The organism is Parafrankia sp. EAN1pec, from assembly GCF_000018005.1.
Classification (GTDB): domain Bacteria; phylum Actinomycetota; class Actinomycetes; order Frankiales; family Frankiaceae; genus Parafrankia; species Parafrankia soli.
Genome location: NC_009921.1, coordinates 2,051,996 through 2,066,002, shown reverse-complemented (window position 1 = coordinate 2,066,002; position 14,007 = coordinate 2,051,996). Strand labels below are relative to the sequence as shown.

The window sequence follows — 14,007 nt, the reverse complement described above, 5'->3', positions numbered from 1 at the left end:
GGCTGACTGTTCCGCGGCGACGACGGGTGGAGGGCGAACCCCCGCTTTGACCCGATCACGGGGCCTGAGCGACGTGCCGCCGGGACGCCTGCCACCGCAGTGACCTTGCCACCTTGGTGACCCTGCCACGTCAGTGGCCTTGCCAACTAAGTGACCTTGCCACCTCAGTGACATGTCGCGCCCGAGCACGACGTCAGGACCCGCCATCAGGCGGTCTATGGTCCAGCGTAGCAGAGATGCCCGGCAGGACCGATCAACGCCGACCCCGGCGGCACGGCCCGACCCCGGCGGCACGGCCGGCCGGGCACCGCGGCCGGCCGGGCACCGCGGCGGAGCGGGTCCGGGCCCGCGGGATGTCCACTCGAACCCGACCGACCTGCGCCGGCCACGCGGCCACAGGTCAGGCGCGGCCGTCCCGACGGCGGAACAGCGAACGCCGCGGGGGGCGCACCCCGCGGCCGAGATGGGCGCGCACCGCTGGCACCTCGGTGGGGTCGACGACGAGCACGGCGGCCTCCGCGCTCCCGCCGCCCGCCGCGGATCCGCCGGGCCCGTCCTCGATCAGCAGGCGGAGCCGGCGCACGATCTCGGTGATCATGTCGTCACCCCCGGGAGCCGCGCCCCCGGCCGCCCCGGTGTCCCCGAAATCCCCCGCACCCCCGAAATCGCCGGTGCCGTCTGGATTCTCCGTGTCGCCTGGATTCTCGAGGTGCCCGCGGTCGACGGCGTCCCGGCTCCCGGCCCTGCCCGCGGCGCCCGCGGCACCCGCGGTGGCACCGGCACCAGCCGCGGCGGCACCGGCGGCAGCGGCGGTACCGGCGGCGCCGTTCACCGCGACGGCGAGGACCGGGCGGGCCGGCCAGCGCTGCCCGATCGACTCCGCCAGCTCCGCCGGCCAGACCTCCGTCTCCGGCGGCAGGCCGGCGAGCGCGGCGCGGATCCGCCGACGGCCCCGCGCGCCGAGCGGCACCGGGCGCGGGCGGAGCAGACCACCCCCGGAGTCTGCCGCGACGATCAGCTCGTCCGCGTGGCCGTCGGCGCCAGCGGCCGCTGGGCCCGCCGCGCCCCGCATGGCGGCGGACGTCCCCGGCTCGCCCGACGAGATCCACATGCCCTCGCCGCCGCCGAAGGGCCGCGGGCCACGCCGGCCGACCCCGCCGCCGACATCCCCGGCGGCGGGCCGGACATCCAGGGTGACCGGGGCCGGGCCGCCGAGGTCGATCACGACGGCGGCCAGGCCCATCCGGACGGCCTCCGCGCACGCGTCGGGCAGCGTCACGGGAACGGGGCGCACCGAGGGGCGCCAGGCCGCCATCACGTCCACCGCGCTGAACACCGGCAGCGCACCGGAGCCGGACGGCGTACGCAGGGTGACCAGGACCATGTCGCTCTTCTTGTCCGCGCCGGTCAGCGCGTCGGTGGCGAGAGCCCGGGCCTCGACCCCGACGAACACCCGGGCGCCAGGAAGCGCCGCGGTGAGCGCGGCACGGTCGCCTGAGCGCAGGGCCGCCAGCAACGCGGAGTCGGCGCGGCCGTGGTCACCCTGCCCGGGTGGCGTCAGCAGGTCGGGGGACACCCCATCGACTGTAGTGCGTGAAAGTGGCGCTCCGGGACCACACCCGTCGCCTTTGGAGGGGTAAGCGGCCAGGTGTCCGGCGCCTACGGCCGCGCGGTCGGGGCCGGCTCGGCCGGTCCGACCTCACCCCGCGCGGCCGGCTCAGCCGGTGCCCGGCGGACGGCCGCCCGGACCCGCCACGGACGCCGGGTCGACGGCCGTGGCGAGATCGTCGAACGCGGCCCGGGTGCGCTTGCGCAGGCTCCGCCAGGCGAACGGACGGCTGTCCGTCAGCGCCGGGTCGAACGGGACGACCACCACGAGACGGGCGCGGCCGGCCAGGTCGTCCAGGCGCTGCCGGGCGGCGCGGGTCAGCCGGGCGGGGTAGGTCTCGACCACGGCCACAAGCGCCGAGGCTGCGAGGTCGCGGCGGCCGGCCCCGCCGAGCGCGGTGAGCGCGTCGTCCGTCGCGGCCAGTTCGGCCTCGCCGGCCCGGGTGGTGACCACAACGAGATCACTGCGCGCGAGCAGGGTCGCCGGCACCGGCTGACTCCATCCCGACGGCCCGTCCGCGATGACCACCGGGAACCACCGGGCAAGCAGGTCCAGGGCCGCGGCCAGCTCGTCGCCGGCCAGGCCGGGCGCGGTGAGATCGTGCACGCCGGGCAGCACCTCGAGCCCGCCCGGACCGTCGGCGGCCAGGTAGCGCCGCAGCTCGGTCAGCGACGCGACGGGGGGCCGGGCCCCCGCCAGCTCGCGCAGCCCGACCCGGCGCGGCCGCAGGCCGACCCGCTGGGTCAGCATGCCGTACTGGTCCGGGCAGGCGTCGACGGCGGCGATGCGGGAGTGGGCGCGCGCGGCGAGCGCCATGCCCAGGCCGGCCGCCACCGTCGTGCGGCCGCAGCCGCCACCGAATCCACCGACCAGGACCCGCAGGGCGCGTACCGCCGGACGCCGGTCCGTAGCGGGAACGACTTCGGCCGACGGCCGGGGCGTCTCGGACGCGGCCGACAGCGGCGCGGCCGGCCGGGGCACGGCGGGTGCCGGAGCCACCCGTTCCACCGCTCGCGACGGCACGGGTGCTCGAGGGGCCGGATTCGGCGGCGGCGGCGGTGGTGGTGGTGCCGGGGATGGCGGTGGCGGCGGAGCGGGCGGCAGCGGGACCGACGGCGGCAGGGTGGGCAGTGATCCGAAGGACGCCGCGCGCTCCCACTGGGCCGGGGGCCGCTCGCCGGGCGGTGTGGCGGCGGTCCCGACGTCGGGCGTCCACCCGCCCGCGGACGGCGCCAGCGGCGGCGGCTGGGCCGGCGTCGGCGCAGGCGGCGGGACGGCCTGCTGACCGGATGACGGCGCGGGAGCGGGCGCGCCCGGCGGCACCTGCCGGTCGGATGGTTTCTGCCGGTCGGGCGGGGGCGCCTGGTGCCGGTCAGGTGGGGCGGCCGCGGGCGGAGGGACCGCGGGCGGGCCGGCCGGAGCGGGCGAAGCGGGCGTCCGCCGGACGGCCGGCGGAGTCGGCGGCGGTGCGCCGCGCCCAGGCTCGGGCCGCGGCGGGCGCGGGCGGCTGCGGGTCTGCCGGCGGCTGACCGTCGCCCGGCCGGGCTGGGTCTCCTGCGACATCCGCATGCCCAGCAGGGAGACCGGGCGGGCGTCGCCCCCGGAGTCGCTCTCGCCGCCCGCCTCGGGCGTCACCGACTCCGGTTCGGCACCGAACGGGTCGCGGCCCGCTCCCGGGTAGTCGGACCCCTCGGAGCCCGAATCGCGCGAGGACGGTCCACCGCCCGCGTCACGTTCAGACCCGTGGCCCGTCACCTGCATGTTCCCACCTCATGTGTGTCGACCGTCCGAAAGGTCGGCACCGGTGGTGAGCCCCCCGCCCACCGCCGGTTCCGACCTGTCGCACCGGAACCTCGCCATGAGGTGACACGGACGCGGCGATCCCCCTCAGACCCGCTCCCGCAACCACCACCGTGCGGCAACCGTACGCCCCGACGGCGACACACCTGACCAGGCCCTGCCGCACCAGACCCTGCCGCGCGAGGTCACCGATACGGTTCGAAACCACAGTCTCGCGGAACGTGTGACATCACAAGTACGCCGGGCCGTCACCGCCCCGGTGACGACGGCCCGGCGACCGACGGCCCACCGGGGGCCCACACTGGTGGCCGGGCCCCGGCGAGAGCACGGCCGGCGGCTACCCGCGGCCGGCCGCGCCGCGGCGGCCCGTCAGGTGAGGGCACCGATGCCGCGCAGGATGACGGCGGTGTCGAGCGCGGCGAGGGTGGCCTCGCGGCCCTTGTCCTCCGTCGAGCCCGGCAGGCCGGCACGGTCCCTGGCCTGCTCGACGGTGTCGCAGGTCAGCAGGCCGAAGCCGACCGGCACCCCGGCGTCGAGGGTGATCCGCACCAGGCCGTCCGTCACGAAGCGGCAGACGTACTCGAAGTGCGGGGTGCCGCCGCGGATCACCGCCCCCAGCGCCACCACCGCGTCATGGCGCGCCGCCAGAGCGGCGACGACCACGGGCAGCTCGACGGCCCCGGAGACCCGCACGACGGTTGGCGTGGCCGTGACGCCCGAGTCCTTCGCCGCGCGCAGCGCGCCGGCGAGCAGCGCGTCGGTGATCTCCACATGCCACCGGGTGGCCACGATCGCCAGGCGCACCCCGCTGGCGTCGGGCAGCTCCTCGGCGGGTGCTCCGGCGCCGCTCATCGGGCCTCCTCGCAGGCCCGGTCCGCGCGGTCGGCGACCGGGGCCGCCGTCACCGGCCAGCGGTGGGCCTCGTGCGCGCCGGCGGTCTCGTCCCCGCCGACGACCTTCGGCAGATCAGGCAGGCCGGGGAGGCCGGGCAGGTCGTGGCCCATCCGGTCCCGCTTGGTCGTGAGGTAGCGCAGGTTCTCCGGGGTGTGGGTCACCGGCAGCCCCACCTGCTCGACGATGCGCAGCCCGTAGCCCTCCAGGCCCGCGCGCTTCGTCGGGTTGTTGGACAGCAGCCGCAGCCCGCGCACGCCCAGGTCCACCAGAATCTGGGCGCCGGTGCCGTAGTCGCGGGCGTCGGCCGGCAGCCCGAGGGCGAGGTTCGCGTCGACGGTGTCGTGCCCCGCGTCCTGGAGCTGGTAGGCCTGCAGCTTGTGCATGAGGCCGATGCCGCGGCCCTCGTGACCGCGCACGTAGAGCACCACACCCCGGCCCTCGGCCGCCACCGCGCGCAGCGCCGCGTCGAGCTGGTTGCCGCAGTCGCAGCGCTGGGAGCCGAAGACGTCCCCGGTCAGGCATTCGCTGTGCACCCTGACCAGGACGTTCTCCCCGTCACCGACCTCGCCGCGGATCAGCGCGATGTGCTCGACGCCGTCCAGGGTGCCCCGGTATCCGACGGCCCGGAAGGAGCCGTAGCGGGTCGGGATGCGGGCCTCGGCGACCCGCACGACCTGCTTCTCCGTCCGGCGGCGGTAGGCGATGAGGTCCGCGATCGAGATCAGGGCCAGGCCGTGTTCCCGGGCGAAGGCGGTCAGCTCCGGCAGCCGGGCCATGGAGCCGTCCTCGTTGACGATCTCGCAGATCGCCCCGGCCGGGCGCAGGCCCGCCAGCCGGGCGAGGTCGACGGCGGCCTCGGTGTGGCCGGGCCGGCGCAGCACGCCGCCCTCCTTCGCCCGCAGCGGGAAGATGTGCCCGGGCCGGGTCAGGTCGCCGGGCTGGGTGGCCGGGTCGGCGAGCAGCCGGATGGTCCGGGCACGGTCGGCGGCGGAGATCCCGGTGGTGACGCCGGAGCGGGCGTCCACCGAGATCGTGAACGCGGTGCCCATCCGGTCGGTGTTCTGCGGGACCATCTGGTCGAGGTCGAGCCGGTCGACCTCCGCGGGGTCGAGCGGTACGCAGACGACCCCCGCCGTGTGCCGGACCATGAAGGCGAGCAGCTCCGGCGTTGCCGCCTCGGCCGCGAAGATCAGGTCGCCCTCGTTCTCGCGGTCCGCGTCGTCGACCACGACGACCGGCCGGCCGGCGGCGATCTCGGCGATGGCGGTCTCGATCGTCGCGAAGCTCACCGACGCCTCGGCGGATGCCGTCGGGTGGGAGGCGGGCGCCGTCGGGTGGGAGGCGGCCGAGGAGTCGCCGGCCGGGTTCGTGGTCACCGGGTTCGTGGTCATCAGTGTGATCCGTTCAGGTCGGCGTGGAGCTTCTCGACATACTTGGCCACGACGTCCACCTCGATGTTGACCTTGTCACCGACGGCGCGGGTGCCCAGCGTCGTCACGGCGAGGGTGGTCGGGATGAGGCTGACGGAGAAACTGGCCGGTTCACCGCCGGCCGCGGCGCGGACGTCGACGACGGTCAGGCTGACCCCGTCCACGGTCACCGAGCCCTTCTCGACGAGGTAGCGGTCCAGCCCCGGCGGCAGGCTGACGCGGACGACCTCCCAGTGCTCGGCCGGCACCCGCTCGAGGACGACGCCGACACCGTCGACGTGCCCCTGCACCAGATGCCCGCCGAGCCGGTCGGAGAGGCGGACGGGGCGCTCAAGGTTCACCCGGTCCCCGACCGAGAGGTCACCGAGGGCGGACCTGCGCAGCGTCTCGAGCATCACGTCCGCCGTGAAGCCGCCGGCCGCCGTCCCGGAGGAACCGGCCGGCCCAGATACGTCCCCGCCGGCGGCGCCGTCCGGGGGGTGGACGAACGAGGTCACCGTGAGACAGACCCCGTTCACGGCGACGGAAGCGCCGTGCGTCACGTCATCGAGTACGCCATGACACTCGACGGTCAGCGACGCGGCGTCATGCCGCGGCTCGATGGCGGTCACCACGCCGAGTTCTTCGACGATGCCGGTGAACATCCGACCCCGCACCTCCGGTCCCGGCACGTCCGGGACATCAGAAGGCGACGCGGGTCAGGGCCGACGCGCCCGCGCCGACCCACGCCGGGACGGCCACGCGCACGTGGCCGGCACAGCGGTGCCCCGCGCGCGTCCTCCCATCCGGACTTTCACCGTCGGTCCCGGAATTCCACCAGGTCAACCGGCCGCCACAAGGGCGGACGGGTCGCGGACTATCACCGCCGGCTCGGAGTTTCACCGACCCCGGAGCGCGCGTGCTGTTGTTAGTACACGGTTAAGTCTGACATACAGGCGCCGCGAACGCTCGGGGCGCGGACAGTAATCCACGTCATCCCCACCGGGAAACCGCGCGGGACGCCCCCGGCGGTCACCGCAGCAGGTGGTCGTTCACCGCCCGCACACCGTCAGCGAGCTCGGCGAGCTCGAGCACCTCGACACCGGCGGCGGCCAGCCGCTCGGCACCGTCGCAGTCGACGAACAGGGCCGGCTCCCGCCAGGCGAAGACGACCCGGCGGACCCCGGCGGCGAGCAGCAGCTCGGTGCAGGTACGCGGCCGGGACGCGCGGGCGCTGCACGGCTCCAGCGAGCTGTACACGGTCGCGCCCGCGGGCAGGCCGCCCGGCGGCAGCCGGCGCAGCGCCACCTCCTCGGCATGGTCGGCCGGCTCCTCGGCCCGAGAGTAGCCCTCGGCGACCGGCGTCCCGTCCGCGGCGACGACGAGCGCGCCGACGGCGAACGCGGTGACCGACGGCGGGCAGCGCCGGCCCAGCTCGACGGCCCGGCCCAGCCAGTGCCGGTCGCCTTCCGGGGTACCGGGCAGTGGCGGCCCGCCGGCCGCGGCGCGTGCCTCGCTCACGCCGGCACCCCGCCGACGGCGGCCGCCCCGCCACCCGCCTCACGATCAGCGACGGGAGCCGGGGCCGGAGCGGGGGCCGGGGCAGGGGGCGAGACAAAAGCGGCGGCCGGGGCGGTGAGCCTCGGCGCGGCCGCCAGCGCGAGCGCGCGCAGGGACTCGACCGCCGCCGCCGGGTCGTCCAGGCCGAAGACCGCCGTGCCGGCGACGAAGACGTCCACCCCCGCCTCGGCGGAGCGCTCGATGGTCTCCCGGTTGACCCCGCCGTCGATCTGGAGCCACAGGTCCAGGCCGCGCTCGTCGATCAGGCGACGGGCCGCGGCGATCTTGGGCAGGACCTCGTCCATGAACTTCTGGCCGCCGAAGCCCGGCTCGATGGTCATCAGCAGCAGCAGGTCGAAGCGATGCAGATCGTCCAGGTAGTGCTCGACGGGGGTAGCCGGCTTGACGGCCAGGCCGGTGCGGGCACCGGCCGCGCGGATCGCGTCGGTGGTGCGCGCGATGTCGCCGACCGCCTCGGCGTGGATCGTCACGTTCGCCGCGCCCCGCTCGGCGAAGCCGGGCGCCCAGCGGTCGGGGTTCTCGATCATCAGGTGGCAGTCGAGCGGGGTGTCGGTGACCCGGCGCAGAGCGTCCACCGTGTCCGGGGAGAACGCCAGGTTGGGCACGAAGTGGTAGTCCATGACATCGACGTGCAGCCAGTCCGCGTGCCCGGCCACGGCGCGCGCCGCGTCCGCGATCCGGCCGAAGTCGGCGGCCAGCATGCTGGGATATATCTGCGCGGTTGCCACGCGGCGAGCGTATCCAGCCTCGCCGGTCAGCGGTCCGCCCGGCGCAGCAGCGCCAGGAACATCGCGTCGGTGCCGTGCAGGTGCGGCCAGAGTTGGACGAACGGACCGTCCCCGAGGCCGCCCGGCGCACCGTCACCGAACAGCGGGCCGGCGAACGGCGGGCAGCGCCGCGCGTCGAGGATGGCGACGTCCCCCCGCTGCTGGGCGATCGCGGTGACCACCTCGGACGTCTCCTCCGGGTGCGGCGAGCAGGTGACATAGGCCACCGCCCCGCCCGGACGCACCAGATCCAGCGCGGCGACGAGGAGCTGGCGCTGCAGCGGCACCAGCGCGGCGACGTCCGCGGGCGTGCGCCGCCACCGGGCCTCGGGCCGGCGCCGAAGCGCGCCGAGGCCGGAGCACGGGACGTCCACCAGCACCCGGTCCGCCATGCCGGGGCGCACCGGCGGGAACCGCCCGTCGGCGCGCACCGCCAGAGCGGCCGGGAACCCGGCGAGCGAGGCGGCGACCAGGCCGGCGCGAGCCGCGCGCGGTTCGAGCGCGAGCAGCCGCGCCGGCGGCGGGCGGTGCCCCCCTGCCGCCGGCTCGCGCATAGTTTCCGCCGGCTCACCGACCGCCTGCAGCGCGGCCAGCAGGGCGGCCTTGCCACCCGGCCCGGCGCACAGGTCCACGGTCAGCCCGGTGTCCCGGCCGATGGTGGGGACCGAGGCAAGGGCCAGGGTGACCAGCTGGCTGCCCTCGTCCTGCACCGACGCGTCGCCGGCCGCGACGGCCGGCAGCGACCCCGGGTCTCCCCCGTCCAGGTGGACGGCGTAGGGCGAGCCGGCGCCGCGCCGTGCCCCCAGGCCGACCGAGGCGGCCTGCGCCACCAGCGCCTCGGCGTCGATCCGGCCGGGCCTGGCGACCAGGTGCACCGCCGGGCGGGTGTCGTTGGCGGCCAGCGCGGCGTGCGCGCCGGCGACGTCCCCGCCCAGGGCGTCGAGCACGACGTCGACGATCCAGCGCGGGTGGGCGGTGACCACCGCGAGGTGGCCGGCCGGGTCCTCGGCGATGTCCGGGGCCGAGAGCAGGACCGCGATGTCACCGGCCGCCGCCTCGATCCGCGCGGCGACCCGGCGCAGCACCGCGTTCGCGAACCGCACCGGGCGTTCCCCGCAGGTGGCGCGGACCAGGTCGACCGTGGACGCGACCGCCGCGCGGGGCGGCACCCGGGTCGACAGGAGCTGGTAGGCGCCCAGCCGCAGCGCGTCGCGCACCGGCGGGTCGACGCTGGCGACGGGCCGGCTGGTCACCGTGTCGAGGACCCCGTCCAGGGTGCCCTGGGCCCGCAGCGATCCGTAGGTCAGCTCGGTGGCGAAGCCGCGGTCGCGCGGGGAGAGCCGGCGCCCGGACAGCAGCGCGGGCAGCAGCAGGTTGGCGTAGGCGCCGCGCTCGTCGACAGCGCGCAGCACCTCCCAGGCGAGCAGGCGCGCCGGGTCTGTCGTGCCGCCCCGGCGGGGCGCGGAGACGCTCACGCGAACGCCTCGTCCGTGCCGGGCCGCAGGCCGCGGATCCAGTCGGCCGCCGGCATCGGCGCCTTTCCCTCGGGACGGACCTCGTCAAGGACCACCGGCGTGGTCGCCGTCCCCACCAGTACGAGCCCGCGCTCGGGCGCCGCGAGCCGCCCGGAGGGCAGCGGCGGGTGGCCCGCGGGCGCCGGCCGCACGGGACCGAGCTTGACGCGCCGGTCACGGAAGGTCGTCCAGGCGCCCGGCGCCGGGGTGGCGGCCCGCACCAGCCGGTCAACCGCGGCGGCCGGGGCCGACCAGTCGACGCGGACGTCCTCGACGGTGAGCTTCGGGGCCAGCGAGACACCGTCGGACGGCTGCGGGCGGGCCTGCAGAGTGCCGTCCTCGATGCCGTCCATGACGGCCTCCAGCAGCCGCGCGCCGGCGACGGCGAGGCGGTCGAGGAGATCTCCGGACGTGTCCGTGGGACGGATCCGCTCGGTGAGGACCCCGTAGACCGGGCCGGAGTCCAGGGCGGGCTCGATCTCGAACACGCTGGCGCCGGTCATGTCCTCCCCGGCGAGGACGGCACGCTGCACGGGCGCCGCGCCCCGGTAGGCCGGCAGCAGCGAGAAGTGCAGGTTGACCCAGCCGTGCTTCGGGATGTCCAGGGCCGGCCGGGGCAGCAGCGCGCCGTAGGCGACCACCGGGCAGCAGTCGGGGGCGATCTCACCGAGCCGGGCGAGGAAGTCGGGGTCGCTGGCGCGGGCCGGGGCTAGCACCTCAAGACCACGCTCGTCCGCCAGCTCCCGCACCGGCGAGGACCGCTGGTGCCGGCCCCGGCCGGCGGGCCGGTCGGGACGGGTCACCACCGCGACCACCTGGTGGCGGGGACTGTCGAGCAGCGCGCGCAGGCTGGGCAGCGCGACCGCCGGCGTGCCGGCGAAGACAAGACGCATGACCACAGCTCCCTCAGCGCCGATCCCGGGCCGGATCCCCGGCCGCGGATCCGATCGTCCCGGCTATCATCACGATCATCGACCCGGCGGCGGACCCGATCGTCGACCCTACCGCCGTGCCGATCACCGTTCCGGTGGCCATCGTGGCGAGGACGGCCGACGCGATGATCTTTCCCTGGCGACTCAGCGCCCGCGGCCGAACAATGGGTGCGGCGATACCTTGACCGCGGGCTTCGGCTCGTTCGACCACTCCGCCTCGCGGATCGCCTTCATGGCCGCCCGCTTCGTCTCCTTGTCGAGACGGTCGATGAACAGGATCCCGTCGAGGTGATCGGTCTCGTGTTGCAGGCATCGGGACAGGATGCCACTGCCCTCGACCGTGACCGGGTCACCGTGGGAGTTCTGGCCGACGGCGAGGACGCGTTCCGGACGGCGCAGGTCGAATGCCAGCCCCGGCAACGACAGGCAGCCCTCCTCGCCGTCCATCATCTCCTCGCTGAAGGGCCCCAGGACCGGGTTGATCAGGTGCCCGACCTCGTCCGAGTCATCGAGGTACGTGAAGATACGCAGCGACACCCCCAACTGCGGCGCGGCGAGGCCGACGCCGCCGGCGTCGCGCATGGTGTCAGCGAGATCGTCGACGAGGCGGCGCAGCTCCCGGTCGAAGGTCGCCACCGGGTCGGCGACCGTACGCAGCACCGGATCCCCGAGAAGGCGGATATCACGGACGGACACGGTCACTCCCAGAATGTCGTCACCTGACCGACCTCGGTCCGGCGAGATCGGACGCTTTCATGCTACGGGTCGCGCGGGAACCGGCGCCGGATTGGACCGGCGGCCCCGCCCCGGTCCGCCGGCCGGCGGCCAACGGCCGTCAGCCGATCGTCAGCGGGTCGAGCTGGACGCGCACCCGACCCGCACGGCGGGCGTCGAGCACCCCGCGGGCGGCCCGCAGCGCGGCGGCGAGGTCCGCGCCCTGCTCCCGGCGCACCCGGATGATCAGACGCTCGGGCTCCTCCGCCGGCTCCGGTGGCTTCACCTGCTCAGGCGGCCCCCGGCGCCCCGGCTCGTTCGGATCTCCGGACCCCGCCCGCACCCGACCCAGCCCCCTGCTCTGCTCACGCCCCTGCGCGCGGCCCGACCCACGGCCCGGTGCGTGGCCCGGCCCGGGAGCCGGCTCCCCGCCGGCCCCGCGGCCCGGTTCCTGCCTCGGGACCGGCTCCCGTCTCGGGACCGGCTCCCGTCTCGGGACCGGCACCGGGCCCAGGACCTCCGCGCCGGCCGGCAGCGTGGCGGCCGCCAGCAGGTCGTCGAGCGCCGCGGGGGTGCCATCCACCGCCGCCACCCGGCTCACCGGGGGGAAGCCGAGCTCGGCGCGCTCGTCCGACTCCCGGGCGACGAACAGCCCGGGATCCCAGCGCACCAGCGCCTGCACGGGCCCGAGCCCGAGATCCGCCGCCACGACCACCAGCCCACCGGCCGGGGCCGGCCGGGCCAGCGCGGACGCGGCCATCCACCGGCGCAGCGTCTCCTCGCCGGCCCGCAGATCGGGACGCCCGAGCAGCGCCCAGCCGTCGAGGAGCAGCACCGCCCCGTAGCCTGCCTCGGCGACCGGCTCCGCGCCCGGTGTCGCGATCACGAGCGCCGGCTCGGCCGGCACCGTGGCCAGCACCGTGTCGCGCCCGGATGTCCGCACCGGGATGCCGGGAAACGCCCGCCCCAGTTCCTCGGCGGTGCGGCGGTCACCGGTCACCGACGCGCGCAGGCGCGTTCCGCCGCAACCCGTGCACCGCCACCCACCCACGCCGCCCCCGGACACCGCGGAACGACCGGAGCCCACAGCAGCGCCGAAAGCCCCGGCTCGCCCCCGGACGGGCTCCTGCCCAGGCGCCGGCGGATGGCCGGCGGGCCGCGGCACCGGGCGCCCGCACCAGCGGCAGGCCAGCGCGGCCCCGGCGGCGGACCGGCCGAGCGGGCCGGAGCAGCTCCGGCACCGGGCCGGGCGGCGGCAGTCCGCGCAGGCGATGGACGGGTGATATCCCCGCCGCGGCACCTGGACCAGCACCGGCGCGCCACCGGCCAGCGCGGCGCGCGCGGCACGCACGGCGAGCGAGGGCAGCCGGGCCGCCCGCGCGGCCGGGTCGATGGACGCCTCGAAGTCGGAGCCGACCGCCTCCACCCGGGGCGCGAGCCGCCGCACGGCGTCCCGGCCGGCCGCCAGCCGGCCGGCCCAGCCCACCCGGGCCAGGGCCTCGGCGTCCACCGACGGCGAGAACCCGCCGACCAGCACCGCGCAGCCCTCCTCCCGGGCCCGCAGGACCGCCACGTCGCGCGTGTGCGGGTAGGGCGCCCGAGGTTCGGAGTGCAGGTCGTCCCCGTCGTCCCAGACGACGAGCAGGCCGAGGTCGGCCACGGGCGCGAACACCGCGGCACGGGTCCCCACGACCACCCGCGTCTGCCCGCGGCGGACCGCCAGGAAGCGCCGGTACCGCTCCGCCGGGCCGAGATCGGCCCGCAGCACGGCCGGGACGCCACCCGCCGCCGGCCCGGCCTTGGCCTTGGTCTCGGCCTCGGCCTCGGTCTCGGGAGGTGTCAGCGCCGCGGCGACCCGGTCAGCGTCCCGGTGGTCGGGAACGACGACGAGCGCGCCGCGCCCGGAGGCCACCGTGGCCGCGACCGCCACGGCGATCATCGCCGGCCAGGAGGGCCCCGGCGGCGCCCACCAGACCGCCCGCGGCGAGCGCCCGCTCGACAGCGCCGCCAGGAAGTCGGGGCCGTCGGGATAGATCGACCACCCCGCGCGGCCAGGATCACCGGACCGGCCGCCGCCCAGCTCGGCCGCGCCACCGCTCGCGGTAGCCGCCGGCGCCACGCCGACGCCGGGACCGGTGACAACCGGCTCAGCCTCGGCGCGGGCATGGCGCGGCGGGACGGCCAGGCGCAGCACGTCGGCCATCGTCCCGGCGTATCTGTCGGCGACGGCGCGGGCGAGGCGGGCGACCGGCTCGGAGAGCACCGGCTCCGCCGACACCGACCTGGCCAGCGGCGTGAGACGCCCGGTGTGATCGGACCGCTCGGACCTCTCGAGGACGAACCCGTCCACCAGGCGCCCACCGAAGCGGACGCGCACCCGTGAGCCGGGAACCGCGGCGGCGGCCATGGCGGCCGGCACGAGGTAGTCGAACGGGCGGTCAAGGTGGACGAGCGGGGTGTCGACCACGACCCGGGCCACCGGCAGCTCGTCAGCCGGAACCACCGCGCCGGGCTTCTCGGAGCCGCCCGGCTTCGCGGCGACGGCACCTCGCTTCGCCGGGGCGGCGCCAGACTTCGCCGCGCCGGCGGCGGGCCGCGCCGGGCGCCCGGCCGGTGCTGCGGAGGGCACACCGGCCGCGGGCGTCGGCCCCCCGGTGGACCGGGAGCCCGCGGCCACCACGGCGCCGGCGAGGCCCGGAATCACCGCGCTCTCGTCGTCCATGCCGCATTCGTACCAGTCGCGGCGGACAGGATCGGCCCCCACTGCGCCCGCCCGGCGAACCGGAT

At 76.7% G+C, this 14,007-nt stretch carries 11 protein-coding genes and 1 riboswitch; all 11 genes read right to left on the bottom strand.

What is annotated here, in order from left to right; translation table 11 throughout:
• Window positions 1–400: 400 nt before the first annotated feature.
• Complete coding sequence (locus FRANEAN1_RS08440) at window positions 401–1,576, bottom strand: SseB family protein (protein WP_020459337.1); 1,176 nt, start codon at window positions 1,574–1,576, stop codon at window positions 401–403.
• Between the two features lie 141 nt (window positions 1,577–1,717).
• The gene (locus FRANEAN1_RS08435; RefSeq protein ID WP_020459336.1) at window positions 1,718–3,370 is read right to left on the bottom strand and encodes a hypothetical protein; all 1,653 of its coding nucleotides are present in this window, start codon (window positions 3,368–3,370) and stop codon (window positions 1,718–1,720) included.
• Between the two features lie 408 nt (window positions 3,371–3,778).
• The gene (gene ribH, locus FRANEAN1_RS08430; RefSeq protein WP_020459335.1) at window positions 3,779–4,261 is read right to left on the bottom strand and encodes a 6,7-dimethyl-8-ribityllumazine synthase; all 483 of its coding nucleotides are present in this window, start codon (window positions 4,259–4,261) and stop codon (window positions 3,779–3,781) included.
• The gene (locus FRANEAN1_RS08425; protein ID WP_347177036.1) at window positions 4,258–5,694 is read right to left on the bottom strand and encodes a bifunctional 3,4-dihydroxy-2-butanone-4-phosphate synthase/GTP cyclohydrolase II; all 1,437 of its coding nucleotides are present in this window, start codon (window positions 5,692–5,694) and stop codon (window positions 4,258–4,260) included. Before FRANEAN1_RS08425 ends, ribH begins: the two co-directional genes overlap by 4 nt.
• The gene (locus tag FRANEAN1_RS08420; RefSeq protein ID WP_020459333.1) at window positions 5,694–6,377 is read right to left on the bottom strand and encodes a riboflavin synthase; all 684 of its coding nucleotides are present in this window, start codon (window positions 6,375–6,377) and stop codon (window positions 5,694–5,696) included. Before FRANEAN1_RS08420 ends, FRANEAN1_RS08425 begins: the two co-directional genes overlap by 1 nt.
• Before the next feature lie 125 nt (window positions 6,378–6,502).
• Window positions 6,503–6,633, bottom strand: a riboswitch (FMN riboswitch).
• Window positions 6,634–6,744: 111 nt separating this feature from the next.
• On the bottom strand, window positions 6,745–7,233 hold the full coding sequence (locus FRANEAN1_RS08415; protein ID WP_020459332.1) for a dCMP deaminase: 489 nt from the start codon (window positions 7,231–7,233) through the stop codon (window positions 6,745–6,747).
• The gene (gene rpe / locus FRANEAN1_RS08410; RefSeq protein ID WP_049795603.1) at window positions 7,230–8,021 is read right to left on the bottom strand and encodes a ribulose-phosphate 3-epimerase; all 792 of its coding nucleotides are present in this window, start codon (window positions 8,019–8,021) and stop codon (window positions 7,230–7,232) included. Before rpe ends, FRANEAN1_RS08415 begins: the two co-directional genes overlap by 4 nt.
• Window positions 8,022–8,047: 26 nt before the next feature.
• The gene (locus tag FRANEAN1_RS08405) at window positions 8,048–9,535 is read right to left on the bottom strand and encodes a transcription antitermination factor NusB (protein WP_020459330.1); all 1,488 of its coding nucleotides are present in this window, start codon (window positions 9,533–9,535) and stop codon (window positions 8,048–8,050) included.
• The gene (fmt, locus tag FRANEAN1_RS08400) at window positions 9,532–10,467 is read right to left on the bottom strand and encodes a methionyl-tRNA formyltransferase (protein WP_020459329.1); all 936 of its coding nucleotides are present in this window, start codon (window positions 10,465–10,467) and stop codon (window positions 9,532–9,534) included. The genes FRANEAN1_RS08405 and fmt overlap by 4 nt, the downstream gene beginning before the upstream one ends.
• A 183-nt stretch (window positions 10,468–10,650) precedes the next feature.
• Entirely contained in the window at window positions 10,651–11,202 is a 552-nt protein-coding gene (def, locus tag FRANEAN1_RS08395; protein ID WP_020459328.1) for a peptide deformylase, read from the bottom strand.
• A 139-nt stretch (window positions 11,203–11,341) separates the two neighbouring features.
• A complete protein-coding gene (locus FRANEAN1_RS08390) occupies window positions 11,342–13,942 on the bottom strand; it encodes a primosomal protein N' (RefSeq protein ID WP_041253868.1) in 2,601 nt (866 codons plus the stop codon).
• Window positions 13,943–14,007: the final 65 nt, after the last annotated feature.

Coding starts and splice junctions, on each gene's coding strand:
- FRANEAN1_RS08435 (WP_020459336.1), bottom strand. CDS start 3,370: ATGCAGGTGACGGGCCACGGGTCTGAACGTGACGCGGGCGGTGGACCG.
- ribH (WP_020459335.1), bottom strand. CDS start 4,261: ATGAGCGGCGCCGGAGCACCCGCCGAGGAGCTGCCCGACGCCAGCGGG.
- FRANEAN1_RS08425 (WP_347177036.1), bottom strand. CDS start 5,694: ATGACCACGAACCCGGTGACCACGAACCCGGCCGGCGACTCCTCGGCC.
- FRANEAN1_RS08420 (WP_020459333.1), bottom strand. CDS start 6,377: ATGTTCACCGGCATCGTCGAAGAACTCGGCGTGGTGACCGCCATCGAG.
- fmt (WP_020459329.1), bottom strand. CDS start 10,467: ATGCGTCTTGTCTTCGCCGGCACGCCGGCGGTCGCGCTGCCCAGCCTG.
- FRANEAN1_RS08390 (WP_041253868.1), bottom strand. CDS start 13,942: ATGGACGACGAGAGCGCGGTGATTCCGGGCCTCGCCGGCGCCGTGGTG.